The following is a 16,124-nucleotide window of genomic DNA, read 5'->3' as shown; positions in this document are numbered from 1 at the left end:
CGGGCTCGTCGGATTCGGGCACAAGACCGCCGCCGCCCTGCGGGCGCGGTTCGCGGCGCGGTTCTTCCCCGGCGAAGACGACCCGTTCCCGCGCATCTCGGCGGCCGAGCAGCCGCTGCCCGAGACGACGGAGCTGCTGGTCCTCCACGACCGCACCGACCGCGTCGTGCCGATCTCCGACCTCGATCGCCTCTCGGCCGCGAACCCGCACGCACGCGTCGTCATCACCGAGGGCCTCGGTCACAACCGGATCCTCGCCGCCGACCGCTTCCTCGACGAGACCGTCGACTTCCTCACCATGCCCTCGTCGGTGGACTTCGGCTAGCCGGCGCTCGCGGCGCCGGCCGCTTGGCGGCTCTCTCAGAAGAGCCGCGCCGCGGCCTCCGCCCGCATGCCGCGTGACGTCGTCACAACCGTGGATCGGGCCGCGAGACCCGAGACCGGTCCGCGGCGCGGACCGTCCTCCTCGCCCTCGCCGTCGAGACCGTGCACCCTCATCAGTGGTCGCACTCGCTTCGCGAGCCACGAGCGATAGGCCTTCGAGGCATACGCGGTCGCGCCCGGGTACAGCCCCCGATAGGACGACACGAGCTCCGGATGCTCCCGCTCCAGCCACTGCATGAACCACTGCTTCGCCCCGGGCCGCAAGTGCAGCGCTCCATAGACGACGCGGTGCGCGCCCGCCTCTTTGATGCGCGTGAGGGCGTGGTCGATCGCCTCGATCGAGTCGGTGAGGTGCGGGATGATCGGCATGAGGAACACCGTCACGCGGAACCCCGCCTCGGCCGCCGCGCGCACCGTCTCGAGGCGCGCGCTCGCGGTCGGCGTGCCCGGCTCGATCGACTTCTGCAGGGCGTCGTCGAACACGGCGATCGAGGTCGAGATGGTCACGCGCACGGAGGACGCCGCATCCGTCAGCAGCGGAAGATCGCGCCGGATCATCGTCCCCTTCGTCAGGATCGAGAACGGCGTGCCCGACTCGGCGAGCGCCGAGATGATGCCCGGCATGAGTCTGTAACGCCCTTCGGCGCGCTGGTACGGATCGGTGTTCGTGCCGAGCGCGACCGGTTCGTGCTCCCACGACCCGCGCGCGAGCTCTTTGCGCAGCACGTCGACGACGTTCACCTTGACGACGATCTGCGAGTCGAAGTCACGGCCGGCGTCGAGCTCGAGGTACTCGTGCGTGCCGCGGGCGAAGCAGTATCTGCACGCATGAGAACATCCGCGGTAGGGGTTGATCGTCCAGTCGAAGGGCACGGCCGATGAGCTGGGCACGTGGTTGAGCGCCGACTTGCAGAGCACCTCGTGGAACGTCATGCCGGAGAACTCGGGCGTCGTCACCGACTGCACGAAGCCGCCGAGGCGTTCCATGCCGGGGAGGGCCGAGGCATCCGCCGTCGCCAATTGCTGCCCTTGCCACCGCATGCCGACTATTCGAACAGAGATTCGAGAGAGAGTCAACCAGAACCGCTGCGATGACCGAACGCGCTTCGAAGTCGCCGACTCGCGGCGGCGAGGGCCAGGATGGAACTCGGTCCCATGGTGTGCAAGACTCGATACCAGGCGCGCGCACACGCGAAGCCGTAGGACCTTGGGCGTCCCACGAGGCCGCCCACTCGAAGACGAGAGGAGACGCGCATGGAGCGCGACATCTACGACGAGGACCACGAGGCGTTCCGCGACGTCGTCAAGGAGTTCATCAAGCGCTACGTGACCCACGAGGCGCGCGAGAAGTGGGACGCCGAGGGCGAGGTCGACCGCGCGACCATGCTCGCGGCGGGCGAGGCCGGCATCATCGGCCTCTCGGTCCCCGAGGAGTTCGGCGGCGCGGGCATGCTGCAGGACTACCGCTTCCGCGCGATCGTCAGCGAAGAGGTCATCGCGGCCGGCGCCGGCTCGCTCGCGGGCGCGCTCGGCATCCAGGACGACCTCGCTGTTCCGTACCTCGTGCACATGGGCACGCAGGAGCAGAAGCAGAAGTGGCTGCCCGGCATGGCGACCGGCGAGGTTCTCGGCGCGCTCGCGATGACCGAGCCCGGCGCGGGCAGCGACCTGCGCGGCATCAAGACGACGGCCAAGCGCGTCGAGGGCGGTTACCGCGTCAACGGCGCCAAGACGTTCATCTCGAGCGGCAAGACCGCCGACATCGTCGTGACGTTCGTCAAGACGGGCGAGGGCAACGGCCCCGACGCCTTCAGCCTCCTCATCATCGAGAACGGCATGGAAGGCTTCGACCACGGCAAGAAGCTCCACAAGATGGGCTTCCACGGCCACGACACCGCCGAGCTCTCGTTCACCGACGTGTTCGTGCCGGAGGAGAACCTCATCGGCGGTCGCGAAGGCCTCGGCTTCGTGCAGCTCATGATGAACCTGCCGCTCGAGCGCCTGTCGATCGGGGTCGCCGGCGCTGCGGCCGCGCAGGCCGCGCTCGACTGGACGGTCGCCTACACGAAGGACCGCGAGGCATTCGGCCAGCGGATCATCGACTTCCAGAACACGCGCTTCAAGCTCGCGGATGTCGCGACCACCGTCGACGCGCTGTGGGCGTACGTCGACCGTGCGCTCCTCGCCTACAAGGACGGCAAGCTGTCGGCCGAAGAGGCCGCGAAGGTCAAGTTCTGGGCGACCGAGCGCGAGTGGGAGGTGCTCGACACGTGCGTGCAGCTCCACGGCGGCTACGGCTACATCATGGAGTACCCGATCGCGCGCGCGTTCCTCGACGCCCGCGTGCACCGCATCTACGGCGGCACGAACGAGATCATGCGCGACATCGTCAGCCGCCCGATCGCCGGCAAGCGCTGAGGTCGTCGCCGAGACCGGAGACGGATGCTGCGGCCGCCCCTCGGGGGAGGGGGTGCGGGTCGCGGCATCCGTCTCTATCTCTTGACGGACGCGCGCCGCTCGCGCGGCGGCACGCGTGATCAGCCGTCGAGCATCGCGCGCAGCGCCTCGACGCCTTCGAGCTCGACCGGTGCCCCGAGAAGTTCGATGTTGCGCTCCCGCACCTCGAGCCAGCGCTCACGCGTCATGAGGTAGTTGCGGTGGGCGACCGCCTCGCCCTCGCGGGCGACGGTCACCACACCGTTGTCGGCGTAGCCGACCTTGCGCGAGACGGCACTCGACGCCGGGTTGTCGACGAACGCGCCCGACGTCGCCTCACGCGCGCCGAGCCCGTCGAACAGCAGCGCGAGCATGAGCACCCGCATGCGCGTGCCCACGCCGCGGCCCTGGTGCGCGCGACCGATCCACGACCCGGTCTGCACCTTCCGCAGCACGCGCCAATCGCTGCCGCTCGCACCCTGGATGCCCACCGGGTCACCGTTCTCGAGCACGGCGAGCTCGAGGTGAAGCTCGTCCGGACCGACGCGCGGGCGGATGCTCCAGTGGTACGAGACGACCGCCCGGGCGACCTCCTCGGGGGTGCCGCGCGTCCACGGGACCGCGAACGGCATCTGGTCCTCGTCGTGGATGCCGCCCGCGGCGATGTCGGCGAGCGCGACGAGCAGGTCGTCGTCGGCCCAGCGCAGCTCGAGGTCGCCGGCTCGCGCGCGGACGCCCGCTGCCGGCCAGATGCGGACGAGATCGGTGGAGGTCACGCGCGCAAGTATGACGCGGATCGCGTGGTCCGCGGCATCCGGCTCGGTGCGGTGAGCTCGCGCCGAATCCCGCCGAGATTGCGCGGATGACGGCATCCGGATCATGTCGGCCGCAGTTCGCGCAATCTCGACCGTGGGTGGGGTGGGGTGGGGTGGGGCGGGGGCTCGTCCGGCGGGTCAGGCCGTGGCGGGCGCGTCGGTGCGGCGGGACCGCGCGCTGCGCGACTCCGCCTCGAGGCGCCAGTACCCGCAGAAGCTCACGGCGTCCTTGTCGAGCCCGCGCACGTTGACGAGGTGGCGACGCCCGCCCGTCGCGAGCGCCTGCTCGCCCACGACGTACGCATGCACGTCTGTGCCCGTCGGGAGGTCGGTCAGCGCCTCGAGCATCGCGAGCACCTCGGTGCCCGGCTTCGATGCCGGGTCGCGCACGATCCAGCGCACCTCGACCCCGTCGGGCCGGTCGAACTCGAGGACGTCGTCGGCCGTCGGCACCTCGACGAGCGCGAGGCCCATGGCGGTCGAGGGGAGGCTCGCGCAGATGCCGGCGATCGCCGGGAGTCCGGTCTCGTCGGCCACGAGCAGCACGTCGTCGGTGCCGCGCTCCGGGTTGAACGTGAGCCCCTCGTCGATGATCACGACGCTGTCACCTTCGCGACAGGACTCAGCCCATCCGGATGCGGGACCGGCCGTGCCGTCGGCGGCCGAGCCGTGCAGCACGAAGTCGACGTCGATCTCGGCCCCGCGCTCGGCGCTCGACGGTCGGTACGCACGCACGGTGTAGTTGCGCATGACCGGCCGCACGCCTCCGGGGATGCGAAGGTACTTGAGATAGCCGAACAGCTTGTTCGCCTTCGCCGGGATGCGCTCGAGACCCTGCTCGCCGCTCACCGGGAGGAAGATGCGGAACCACTGGTCATAGCCCATCGGGCGGAACGCCTCGATCTCACCGCCGCCGAGCGTCACGCGCATCCAGTGCGGTGAGAGCTGCTCGCGGCGAAGGACGGTGAGGTGGATGAGATCCTGCGACTCGGGCTTCACGAGCCGGCCGGCGCGGGCCATGTGCACTCCATTCGGGTCGGGTCAAGGGTTCGAGATTGCGCGGATGACGGCATCCGGATCATGTCGGCCGCAGTTCGCGCAATCTCGACCAGGGGTGGGAAGGGGTGGGGTGGGGTGCGGTGGGTGGGGCGGGGCGGTGCTGCAGGGCGTCACGAGAGACCCCAGGGGAAGAAGAGCCAGAAGACGAGAGCCGACACGACCCAGAAGCCGACGAGGAAGACGGTGTCGCGCGTGCGGAACGGCACGAGGTGGCGCTCCGTGCGGTCGGCGTGGGCGCCGAAGGCGCGTGCGTCCATCGCGAGGGCGACGCGCTCGGCGTGGCGGATCGCTCCCGCGAGCAGCGGCACGATGTACCCCGCCCATCGGGCGATCGCCGTGAAAGGACCGCGCCCGCCATGGGCGCCGCGCACCCGGTGCGCCTGCCGGATGATGTCGAGCTCGTGCCGGAACCGCGGCACGAAGCGGAACGCCGCGAGCGCGGTGTAGCCGATGCGATACGGCACGCGCAGCTGCTGCACCGTCGCGCGCACGAGGTCGGGTCCGGTCGTGCTCAGGCCCGCGATGAACGCGAGCACCACGATCGCCGCGATCCGCAGCCCGGTCGCGAGGCCGGTCTCGAGCGCGCCGCTGTACAGCGTCCACCCGCCGAGCTGAACGACCGGCGCGGTGTCGTCGACGAGACCGGCGTCGGTCCACAGCGCGAACCCCAGGGCGATCACCGCCCCGAACGCGGGCACCCCGATGAGCAGCGCGACCAGCCCCCGCGTGAACCGCACGCCGATCAGCAGCACGACGGCCGTCAGTGTGATGAACACGAGCGGCGTCCGCACGTCGCGCACGAAGACGAGCATCACCATGGCGGGCAGCGGCGCGAAGATCTTCGCCAGGGGGTTGAGGTCGTACAGGAAGTGGACGGGCGAGTGGGTCACGGGCCCGGCGTACGGATCGACCACGGGGCCGGTCGTCGGGGCGGATGCGGCGGCCGCGGCATCCGCCGGCTCGAGACGTGCTTGCTCGCTCATACCGTGCCGTCCGGGAGGTCCGCGAGGCGCGCGATGCCCGCGAGCTCGAGGTGCGAGGTGAGTCCGTCGAAGGCACTCCCGAGCGGGGGGAGCCGCAGGCCCGCGCCGCGGATGAGCTCGGCGTCGGCGAACAGGCTCGCGGTGTCGCCCGCGGCCGCGACGCGTCCGTCGCGCAGGATCACCGTGCGGTCGGCGTACTCGGTCACGAGCTGCATGTCGTGCGTGACGACCACGATCGTGGTGCCCTCGGCGTTGAGGTCGCGCAGGAGCGAGAGGAGCTCCTCGGCTCGGGCGCGGTCCTGCCCGAACGTCGGCTCGTCGAGCACGAGCAGGGGGGCGCCGCCGTCGAGCGCGGCCCCGGCGAGGGCGGTGCCGACGGAGAGGCGCCGCTTCTGCCCACCGGAGAGACGGAACGGATGCGTCGCCGCCTTGTCGCGCAGGCCGAAGCGGTCGAGCAGAGCCTCGGTGCGCGCGCGCACCTCGTCTTCGGGAACGTGGCGCAGGCGGAGCCCGTGCGCGAGCTCGTCGAACACCGTGTGGGCGATGAACTGGTGCTCCGGGTTCTGGAACACGAAGCCGACACGGGCCGAGAGCGTGCGGCTGTCGGCCCGGCCGACGTCGAGGTCGCCGATGCGGACGGTTCCGCGCGGCGGTCGCACGACTCCCGCGATCGCCTGCACGAGGGTCGTCTTGCCGACGCCGTTCGCGCCGATCACCGCGACGAAGTCGCCCTCGCGGATGTCGAGGTCGACGTCGTGGAGCACGGTCGAGCGGCCGCGGCGGAGTGTCAGGCCGCGGACCTCGACGAGGGGGCGCCGGGTGGGCGCTTCGTCTCGCGTCGCTCGCTCAGCGACCGGGCGCGAGAGGTGCGCTCGGTGAGTGATCGGGAGGGGCGCATCGTCTCGCTGCGCTCGCTCAGCGACCGGAGCCGCGGGGTCCGAATCGAGCGCGTTCCGCAGCTCTTCGGGAGTCAGGGGCAGGGGGTCGAGGCGCAGGCCCGAGCGCCGCAGCCGGAGTGCCGCGAGCGCCGACGTGGGCAGCCACACGCCCATCGCGTGGAGATCGTCGGCCCGGCGGCGCAGCACGTCGTCGACGGAGCCGTCGGCCACGAGGCGACCGTCGTGGTCGAGCACGAGCACGCGGTCGACGAACCCCACGGCCGCGTCGAGGTTGTGCTCGATGAGCACGATCGCCCGATCGCCGGCGGCCGCGAGCTCGCCGAGCGCGGCGTAGAACTCCTCGATGCCGTTCGGGTCGAGGTTCGCCGTAGGTTCGTCGAGCACCAGCAGCGGCGAGCCCATCGCGAGGGCGCACGCGATCGCGAGGCGCTGCCTTCCGCCGCCCGAGAGGCGGTCGGGGTTGGTGAGGCGGCGGTTCCACAGCCCCACGCGGCGCAGCGCGGATTCCGCACGGGCGAGCACCTCGTCGACGGGCAGCAGCAGGTTCTCGGGACCGAACGCGACCTCGTCGAGCAGCGTGCCGGTGACCAACTGGGCGTCGGGGTCCTGGAACACCATCGCGACGTGCGTGCTCAGACGTGAGACCGGGTTCTCGACGGTGTCGAGTCCGCCCACCTCGACGGTCCCGGTGACCTCGGCCGGAACATCGTGCGGAATGAGCCCGTTCAGCGCGAGCGCGAGCGTCGACTTGCCGGAACCGCTCGGTCCCAGCACGAGCACGACCTCGCCCGCCGAGACCTCGAACGAGACGTGCGCAGGGGTCGGCGCGGCCGATCCCTCGTACGCGACCGAGAGATCGCGCACGCGGAGGAGCGGCTGGCCCTTGCCGGGTCCGCCTGCGCGCGCGGCGGACGCGTCGCGCTGAAGTGCGGTCACGGGTTCCCCTCAGGACGAGCGAGCAGAACCAACTTAGCCCAGCCTTACCTATCCCGCGAGCGATGGCGGCGGCATCCGTCTCACCTGGTGGGCGGGCGGCGACGGATGCCGGATCAGCGGCGCACGCGAGGCGTGATGCCCGCCCGGCGGAGCCCCACGCCGATCGCGAGAGCGATCGCCGTCCACACGACGGGGCCGAGCACGGCGAGCACGAGATACGTGATCTGCGCCCACAGCGGCAGCGTCGTGAGGTGCGCCGCGAAGGCCACGACGACCGCGACGATCACGCCGATGATGACGGCGGAGATGAAGTAGCGCCACGTGTTCCACACGCGGTAGCGGGTCGCCGCGGCGACGAGCTCCTGGATGCCGCCGAACAGCACGGCCGTGCCGAGGAACCGGAACGCCCACTGCGGCGCGATCGCGCTCGCCGCGAGCGCCGCGAGCACGTGCGTGATGAGGGCGACCCACGGCTGCCGGATGAGCGCCTGCGAGATGATCCCCGGGATGACGTGCGCCCCGAGCACGAACCCGTAGACGATCGGCGCCGTTGCGAGGACGATGGGAGTGATCCAGCCGGCGATCCCGCCGACGACACCTGTCGCCACGCCGATCGCCGCACACGTGAGCAGAATGCTCGTTGTCAGGGGGGATCGGTTGGCCACCTGCCGATCCTAGCGAGCGCGTCTCATAGGTTTCTCACGATTGGGGGTTCACTGGGATTCCGCTGTGAATTAGGTTGGGGCTGGCTGGAGCGTCGAAGAGGACGCCCTCAGCCTTACTGTTCGAACGACGAATCGGGAGCACCATGGGCCGGACCCCCTTGAGAGCAGTGACGGCGATAACCCTCGCCGCACTGTTCGCCGGTACTGCGACGACAGCCGCCTACGCAAGCCCGGAGGAGGTGCCCCCACTCGTGCCGGCGGAATCGCCGACGGGTGTCTACATCGTGGTCCTCGCTGAGGACCCCGTCGCCTCGTACGACGGCGGCGAAGCGGGTCTCGCTCCCACCAAGCCCGACGAGGGCGAGGAGCTCGACACACGCTCGAACGCTGCGAAGAAGTACTCGGCATACCTCGAGAAGCGCCAGAAGGAGGTCGCGTCCGAGGTCGGCGCCGATCCCAAGGCGACCTACCAGGTGGCGCTGAACGGCTTCAGCGCGAAGCTGTCGCCCGAGCAGGTCGGCGAGCTCACGGCGAGCAAGGACGTCGTGGGCGTCTACCCCGAGCAGATCTTCCACCCCGACGCGGTGTCGTCGACGCAGTTCCTGGGCCTCGAGGGCCCCGGCGGCGTGTGGGAGGCGGTCGGCGGAACGGATGCCGCGGGCGAGGGCGTCGTCGTCGGTGTCGTCGACACCGGCATCGCTCCCGAGAACCCCTCGTTCGCGGGTGAGCCGCTGGGCACGACCCCCTCGGCCGACCCGTACCTCGACGGAAACGACGTCGTCTTCGAGAAGGCGGACGGCGGTACCTTCCGCAGCGCCCGGGTGACCGGTCAGCAGTGGTCGAACGACGACTACTCGACGAAGCTCGTCGGCGGCAAGTACTTCTCGACGGGTGCCGCGGCCGCGGGCTTCGACTTCACGTACGACTACCTGTCGCCGCGTGACGGCGACGGTCACGGCTCGCACACGGCGAGCACGGCGGCCGGCAACAACGGCGTCCCGGCCTCGATCGCGGGCGTCGACTTCGGTGCCATCTCTGGCGTCGCACCTGCCGCCAAGGTCGCGATGTACAAGGCGTGCTTCGTCGGCCCCGACCCGCTCGTCACCGACGACGACATCTGCGCCGGCAGCGACCTGCTGAACGCGATCGACGCCGCGGTCGACGACGGCGTCGACGTCATCAACTTCTCGATCGGCGGCGGCACCGCGGTCTCGTCGTGGGAGCCCATCGACCAGATGTTCTTCAACGCGGGCCTCGCGGGCGTCTTCGTGGCCGTGAGCGCGGGCAACTCCGGCCCGGCACCGACCACGGCCGACCACGCGTCGCCGTGGTACACGACCGTGGCGGCGTCCACCATCCCGACGTACGAGGGCACGGTGGAGCTCGCCGACGGCCAGCAGTTCGCGGGCGTCTCGGTGACGGTGCCGTTCGACGGGACGGTGACCGGCCCGGCCATCTACTCCGGTGATGCGGCCGCGGCGGGCGTTCCCGTCGAGAACGCGCGACTGTGCTTCCTCGACTCGCTCGACCCGGCGAAGGTCGCCGGCAAGATCGTGGTCTGCGACCGCGGCACGAACGCGCGTGTCGAGAAGTCGCAGGAGGTCGCGGACAAGGGCGGCATCGGCATGGTGCTCGTGAACGTCACGCCGGGCTCGCTCGACAACGACTTCCACTCGGTGCCGACGGTGCACATCGACGCGCAGTACCGCGACGCGGTCCTGTCGTACGTGACCGGCACAGCCGACCCGGTCGTCACGCTGCACCCGAGCAACCTGACCGACGTCGTCACGCCGACCCCGCAGATCGCGGGCTTCTCGAGCCGCGGCCCGATGATCGCCGAGGACGGCGACATCATCAAGCCCGACATCGCGGCACCGGGTGTCGCGATCCTCGCGGCGGCCCACAACGCCGAGGGCGCCGATCCGACGTTCGAGTTCAAGTCGGGCACGTCGATGGCCTCGCCGCACATCGCGGGTCTCGCGGCGCTCTACCTCGGGGTGCATCCGAACGCGACGCCGGGCGAGATCAAGTCGGCGATGATGACCACCGCCTACGACACGGTCGACGCGAGCGGCGCCGACGTCACCGACCCGTTCGCGCAGGGCGCGGGCCACGTCGACCCGACGCGATTCTTCGACCCGGGTCTGCTGTACCTCAACGGGCCGGCCGACTGGGCCGCGTATGTGGAGGGCATCGGCGGATATGACTGGGCCGGCATCGAGCCGATCGACCCGAGCGACCTGAACATCGCCTCGATCGGCATCGGCACGCTCGCCGGGCCGCAGACGGTGACGCGCACGCTCACGGCGACGCGCGCCGGCAGCTACACGGCGGAAGTGGACTTCCCGGGCTTCGACGTCACCGTCGAGCCGTCGACGCTCACCTTCGGCGCGGCCGACGAGTCGCAGGACGTCTCCATCACGATCGCCCGCAGCGACGCCCCCGTCGATGAGTGGTCGACCGGCTTCCTCACGTGGGTGGGTGCCGACGGCACGACCGTCCGCTCCCCGATGGCCGCGAAGCCGGCGTCGGTGGACGCGCCGGATGCGGCGACCGGCACCGGCATCACCGGCAGCACCGACATCACGGTCGAGTCGTGGCTCGACGGCGAGGTCGAGCTCGGCGTCGCGGGCCTCGCGCCGGTGCGTCTGCTGACCGACCCCGCCAACGAGGTGCCCGGCCACTCGGGTGACGAGAACTCGACCGGCCAGATCCTCTGGATCGAGACGATCGAGCCCGGCACGAGCCTCGCGCAGTGGACGCTCGACTCGTCGGACGACGAGGGCAGCGACCTCGACCTGTACGTCTACCGCGTCGTCGGCCCGGACGACCTCCGCTACTACGAGCGGTTCCTTTCGGCGACGGCATCGGCTGACGAGCAGGTCACGCTCGACAACCCGACGGCGGGCACGTACGCGATCGTCGCGGACATGTACGCGACGCCGAACCCGATGACGTGGGACCTCACCTCCGCCATCGTCGGCCCGAACGGCGAGGGCTCGTTTACCGCGACGCCCAACCCGCTCCCGCTGTCGTTCGGCCAGGAGGCGACCTACACGGTCTCGTGGACGGGTCTCGAGGCCGACACGACGTACCTGGGTGTCGTCCGCTACGGCGCGTCGCCGGTGCGCACGCTCGTGACGGTCGAGTCGGGTGCGGCGGCTCCGGTCGCCAAGTCCGCGCCGACGATCGCGGGCGCCGCGAAGGTCGGCAGCACGCTGAAGGCGAAGCCGGGAACGTGGAAGCCGAAGAACGTCACGTTCGAGTACCAGTGGCTGCGCAACGGCGAGCCGATCAGCGGCGCGACGGGCACGCAGTACAAGGTCACCTCGGCTGACGTCGGCACTGCCCTGTCGGTGCGCGTGACCGCCACCGAGGCGGGCAACCCGAACGTCGGAACGGCTGTCAGCAAGGAGGTGTTCGTCAAGAACAAGTCCCGCACGACGGTCTCGATGAACCGCTACCTCGGCACGTCGTCGCAGAACTACGCCGTGACGGTCGGCGTCACGGCGGGCGGCGGCTCGGCCGAGGGCACGGTGAACGTGTGGGTCGACACCAAGAAGTACACCGGCACCCTCGCGGGCGGCTCGGTCACCTTCAACCTGCCGAAGCAGAAGAAGGGCGTCCACGTCGTCATCGCCGAGTACGTCGGCACTGACACGGTCGAGGCCTCGGCCAGCGTCTCGGGCTTCATCGTCCTGAAGTAGCCCTCAGCACGGCGAAAAGCGCCGCCCACTCCACGCGAGGGGGCGGCGCTTTCGTGTGGGGTTGGTGCGGGTCTGTGCGGGTCAGACGCGTCGGCGTCGGCGCGTGAGCCGGACGGCGGGGAGGGGAGGCGCGGGGATCCGCTCGTCGCCATGACCGACGACCTGCCCGAACCGCGCCGAGCCCGCCTCCCACGCCTCGCGCGCCTCGACGATCTCCTCATGCGTACGGCCGACGAAGTTCCACCACATGATCACGTCGTCCTCGAAGGGCTCGCCGCCGAGGAGGAACACCGTGGCACCCGTCGCACTGGTCACCTCGATCGCGTCGCGCCCGGTGCCGAGGTAGAGCAGGTGCGCGTCGTCGAGCGAGACGACACCCGAGGCGTCGGCCGCGGCATCCGTCACGCCTTCGACGCCCACCAGGGCGTACTCCCAATCCGGTCGCAGGGGGATGCGCACACGCGACCCCGCGGGCACGCGCACCTCCGCTCCGACGATGGGCGTGTAGACGGTCGCCGGTGAGCGAACGCCGGCGAGCTCGCCGAGCACGACGATCGCCGAACCCGAGGCACCCTCGACCGCGTCGAGCACGATCGAGGGAAGGTTCTCGTGCCGCTCGAAGTCCGGTGCACCGTGGCGACGCGACTCCGGAAGCGCGACCCAGAGCTGCAGGGCATCCAGCGGGATCGGGTCCGCGCCGACGGAATACTCGGAGTGGGCGATTCCCGCACCGCTCGTCATGAGGTTGAGGGCGCCGCGGCGCACGACGACGTCGCTGCCGACGGAGTCGCGGTGGCGCACGTCCCCGACGAACGGCCAGGTCACCGTCTGCAGGCCGATGTGCGGATGCGGCTCGACGCGCATGCGCACAGGCTGGGGTCCGAACCGGTCGAGGAAGCACCACGCGCCGACGAGCGGAAGGTCCCGCTGCGGCAGTGAGCGCCGCACGTGCATCGCGCGGACGCCCCCGAGCGGGACCTCGCGCGATTCGAGAAGCAGCGCACGGGGGCCGCCGGTCGAGGCATCCGGTTCAGCGTGTGAGAGCGGAGCCTCTGCTTCGGCGACGGACGCGTCAGCGTCCAGCCTGGTCATCGCGGCCTCCGGCGACCGACCAGTCGACGTCGAGCCCCTCGACGTCGTTCTCGCGGAGGTACCGGCGCACGAACGGGCACAGCGGGATGATCCGCTCGCCGCGGCGCGCGACGTCGGCGAGCGCCTCCGACACGAGCGTCTTGCCGAGCCCGCGCCCCGAGAAGGCGGGGTCGATCTCGGTGTGGGGGAAGATCAGCTCGCCGTTCGGCGTCGGCTCGAAGCGCGTGAAGCCGGCGAGCACGTCACCGACGTGGATCTCGTAGCGGCCGGCTTCGTCGTTCCTTGTGACGGTGAGCTCATCGGTCGAGGTAGGCATCTGGGGAATCCCTTCGTCGTCGACTTCAACGTACGGGTGCCGGGTCGTGTTCCGCCAGGCCGTTCGCACCGTGGGTCGCCGTCCGTCTTCTCCTGCGCTCACGACGCCGTCGGGGGCTGGCAGACTCGAGGGATGGTCTCGACTCACCCCGGCGAGGATTCGGCCGCCGGGCTGCTCGACCTGGTGCCGCCCGGCGCCGATGAGGACGCCGCGTACGCGGGCTTCGTCGAATGGGCGTCGTCGCGCGGGTTCACGCTGTACCCCGCGCAGGACGAGGCGGTCATCGAGATCGTCTCCGGGTCGAACGTCGTGCTCTCGACGCCCACCGGAACAGGCAAGTCGCTCGTAGCGATCGCCGCGCACGCGATGTGCCTCGCGCGCGGCGGCCGCACGTACTACACGGCTCCGATCAAGGCGCTCGTGAGCGAGAAGTTCTTCGCACTCGTCGACATCTTCGGTGCGGCCGACGTGGGCATGGTGACGGGCGATTCGTCGGTGAATCCGGATGCCGCGATCGTGTGCTGCACAGCCGAGATCCTCGCGAACCTCGCACTGCGACAGGGTCCGGATGCCGCGGTCGATCAGGTCGTGATGGACGAGTTCCACTATTACGGCGACCCCGAGCGCGGGTGGGCGTGGCAGGTTCCGCTGCTGCTCCTGCCGCGCGCGCAGTTCGTGCTCATGTCGGCGACGCTCGGCGACGTCACCGCTATCGCGGACGACCTCTCACGGCGCACGGGCCGCCCGACCGCGCGCATCACAGGTGTCGATCGCCCGGTCCCGCTGCACTTCTCGTACGAGCGGCGCCCCGTGCACGAGGTCCTCGAGAAGCTGCTCGACGACGGTGAGGCGCCGGTCTACATCGTGCACTTCTCGCAGGCGGCGGCTGTCGAGCGAGCGCAGGCGCTCGCGTCGGTGCGGGTCGCCACACGTGAGCAGCGCGACGCGATCGCCGAGGCGATCGGCGGCTTCCGTTTCACGACGGGGTTCGGCAAGACGCTGTCGCGGCTCGTGCGCGCGGGCATCGGCGTGCACCACGCAGGCATGCTTCCGCGCTATCGGCGACTCGTCGAGACGCTCGCACAACGCGGACTCCTGCGCGTCATCTGCGGTACCGACACTCTCGGCGTCGGAATCAACGTCCCGATCCGCACGGTCGTGATCACGGCGCTGTCGAAGTACGACGGAACGCGGATGCGCCAGCTCAGCGCGCGCGAGTTCCACCAGGTCGCCGGGCGTGCGGGCCGCGCCGGCTACGACCCGTACGGCAACGTCGTCGTGATGGCGCCCGAGTGGGAGATCGAGAACGCGGTGGCGCTCGCGAAGGCGGACGCCCTTCGACAGGCTCAGGGACCGGCCAAGAAGGCCAAGAAGATCGTGCGCAAGAAGGCTCCGACGGGCGTCGTGAACTGGGGCGAGGGCTCGTTCGAGAGGCTCGTCGAGGCTCAGCCCGAGCCGCTCGTACCCCAGCTGCAGTTGACCGCGGCGATGCTCATCAACGTGATCGCCCGCGGCGGCGACGTGTTCGCGAACGTGCGCTCGCTCGTCTTCGACAACCACCAGACCCGGGCGCAGCAGTACGCCCTCGCACGGCGCGCTCTCGCGATCTTCCGCACGCTGAAGGCCGCCGGCGTCGTGGAGACCGACGGCGACGGCATCCGTCTCACGGTCGACCTGCAGCCGAACTTCGCGCTCAACCAGCCGCTCTCGCCGTTCGCGCTCGCCGCGATCGAACTGCTCGATCCGACGGATGCCCCGGGCGCGGCCGGCACCGGACACTACGCGCTCGACGTCGTGAGCGTCATCGAGGCGACGCTCGACGACCCGCGCGCGGTGCTCGCGCAGCAGGAGTTCAAGGCCCGCGGCGAGGCGGTCGCCGCGATGAAGCGGGATGGGCTCGAGTACGACGAGCGCATGGCGCTGCTCGAAGAGGTGACGTACCCGAAGCCGCTCGCCGAGCTGCTGCAGCAGGCGTTCGAGGTGTTCGCGTCGAGCCAGCCGTGGGTGCGCGACTTCGAGCTGTCGCCGAAGTCGGTCGTGCGCGACATGTTCGAGCGCGCGCTGTCGTTCGGCGAGTTCATCTCGTTCTACCAACTGGGTCGCAGCGAGGGACTCGTGCTTCGCTACCTGAGCGACGCGTACCGTGCGATCCGCCAGACGGTGCCCGTCGACGCGCAGACGCCCGAGCTCGTCGACGTGATCGAGTGGCTCGGCGAGCTCGTGCGGCAGGTCGACTCGAGCCTCGTCGACGAGTGGTCGGCGCTCATCGCGCCGCCCGACGACCCGGATGCCCCGATCGTCCCGCCCGCGCCGCCATCGATCCTCACCAACCGCCGTGCGTTCGTCGTGCTCGTGCGCAACGAGCTCTTCCGCAGGGTGCAGCTCGCCGCGCTCCAGCGCGACGACGAGCTCGTCGAGCTCGACCCCGACGTCGACTGGCCGGCGGCGCTCGACGTCTACTACGACGAGCACGACGAGATCCTCACGGGCGGACCGGCGCGCTCGCCGCGGCTCGTCACGATCGACGACACGGATGCCGCGGCATCCGGTGTGTGGCGGGTCGAGCAGACCATCGACGACCCCGAGGGCAACCACGACTGGCGCATCCGAGGAGTCGTCGACCTCGCGGCCTCAGAGGAGGAGGGCACCGCGGTCGTGCGGATCACCGAGGTGCTGCGGCTCGGCTGACGTCAGCCCCGGGGCTTCCTGCCCGGGGGTCGAGATTGCGCGAACAACGGACGGATGCCGCCGCGGGTGGTGGTTCGCGCAATCTCGGCGGGATGGGGGTGGGGCGGGCGTCGGCTCCTCCCCAGCGGGCGGAACGGGCGGGTT

The 16,124-nt window shown here is 70.6% G+C and carries 12 protein-coding genes; 4 read left to right on the top strand and 8 right to left on the bottom strand.

Translation table 11 applies throughout. The features are described 5' to 3' along the window. On the top strand, positions 1-325 hold a 325-nt coding region (locus VFF97_RS09075), incomplete at its 5' end, for an alpha/beta fold hydrolase (protein ID WP_414684243.1). 35 nt (positions 326-360) lie between these two features. Here VFF97_RS09075 and VFF97_RS09070 read toward each other — a convergent pair. Next, positions 361-1,425 carry an Rv2578c family radical SAM protein gene (locus tag VFF97_RS09070; protein ID WP_325033174.1) on the bottom strand — a complete coding sequence of 355 codons (1,065 nt, stop codon included), beginning with the start codon at positions 1,423-1,425 and terminating at the stop codon, positions 361-363. A gap of 213 nt (positions 1,426-1,638) precedes the next feature. Here VFF97_RS09070 and VFF97_RS09065 point away from each other — a divergent pair, with 213 nt between their 5' ends. Beyond that, on the top strand, positions 1,639-2,802 hold the full coding sequence (locus VFF97_RS09065; protein WP_325033173.1) for an acyl-CoA dehydrogenase family protein: 1,164 nt from the start codon (positions 1,639-1,641) through the stop codon (positions 2,800-2,802). A gap of 119 nt (positions 2,803-2,921) precedes the next feature. Here VFF97_RS09065 and VFF97_RS09060 read toward each other — a convergent pair whose 3' ends face one another. The 5 genes from VFF97_RS09060 to VFF97_RS09040 form a co-directional block, all read right to left on the bottom strand. Beyond that, a complete protein-coding gene (locus tag VFF97_RS09060) occupies positions 2,922-3,596 on the bottom strand; it encodes a GNAT family protein (RefSeq protein WP_325033172.1) in 675 nt (224 codons plus the stop codon). A 177-nt stretch (positions 3,597-3,773) separates the two neighbouring features. Then, positions 3,774-4,655 (bottom strand): siderophore-interacting protein, encoded by an 882-nt coding sequence (locus tag VFF97_RS09055; protein ID WP_325033171.1) that lies wholly within the window; start codon positions 4,653-4,655, stop codon positions 3,774-3,776. 149 nt (positions 4,656-4,804) lie between these two features. Continuing rightward, on the bottom strand, positions 4,805-5,677 hold the full coding sequence (locus VFF97_RS09050; protein WP_325033170.1) for an energy-coupling factor transporter transmembrane component T: 873 nt from the start codon (positions 5,675-5,677) through the stop codon (positions 4,805-4,807). Further along, positions 5,674-7,512: an energy-coupling factor transporter ATPase gene (locus VFF97_RS09045; protein ID WP_325033169.1), complete on the bottom strand. Its 1,839-nt coding sequence runs from the start codon at positions 7,510-7,512 to the stop codon at positions 5,674-5,676. Before VFF97_RS09045 ends, VFF97_RS09050 begins: the two co-directional genes overlap by 4 nt. A gap of 113 nt (positions 7,513-7,625) precedes the next feature. Further along, entirely contained in the window at positions 7,626-8,177 is a 552-nt protein-coding gene (locus VFF97_RS09040; RefSeq protein ID WP_325033168.1) for an ECF transporter S component, read from the bottom strand. A 251-nt stretch (positions 8,178-8,428) separates the two neighbouring features. Here VFF97_RS09040 and VFF97_RS09035 point away from each other — a divergent pair, with 251 nt between their 5' ends. After that, positions 8,429-11,884 carry a S8 family serine peptidase gene (locus VFF97_RS09035; RefSeq protein ID WP_325033167.1) on the top strand — a complete coding sequence of 1,152 codons (3,456 nt, stop codon included), beginning with the start codon at positions 8,429-8,431 and terminating at the stop codon, positions 11,882-11,884. 81 nt (positions 11,885-11,965) lie between these two features. Here VFF97_RS09035 and VFF97_RS09030 read toward each other — a convergent pair whose 3' ends face one another. Continuing rightward, positions 11,966-12,976: a pirin family protein gene (locus VFF97_RS09030; RefSeq protein ID WP_325033166.1), complete on the bottom strand. Its 1,011-nt coding sequence runs from the start codon at positions 12,974-12,976 to the stop codon at positions 11,966-11,968. Then, positions 12,957-13,292 carry a GNAT family N-acetyltransferase gene (locus VFF97_RS09025; protein ID WP_325033165.1) on the bottom strand — a complete coding sequence of 112 codons (336 nt, stop codon included), beginning with the start codon at positions 13,290-13,292 and terminating at the stop codon, positions 12,957-12,959. The genes VFF97_RS09030 and VFF97_RS09025 overlap by 20 nt, the downstream gene beginning before the upstream one ends. Before the next feature lie 132 nt (positions 13,293-13,424). On the opposite strand from VFF97_RS09025, the gene VFF97_RS09020 reads away from it, so the two are divergent. Continuing rightward, a complete protein-coding gene (locus VFF97_RS09020; RefSeq protein ID WP_325033164.1) occupies positions 13,425-15,980 on the top strand; it encodes a DEAD/DEAH box helicase in 2,556 nt (851 codons plus the stop codon). Positions 15,981-16,124 lie beyond the last annotated feature (144 nt).

This window comes from Microbacterium sp. (assembly GCF_035687345.1).
GTDB lineage: Bacteria > Actinomycetota > Actinomycetes > Actinomycetales > Microbacteriaceae > Microbacterium.
Note: the sequence above shows the minus strand (reverse complement) of the source record. Positions and strands in the feature narration are given on the sequence as shown.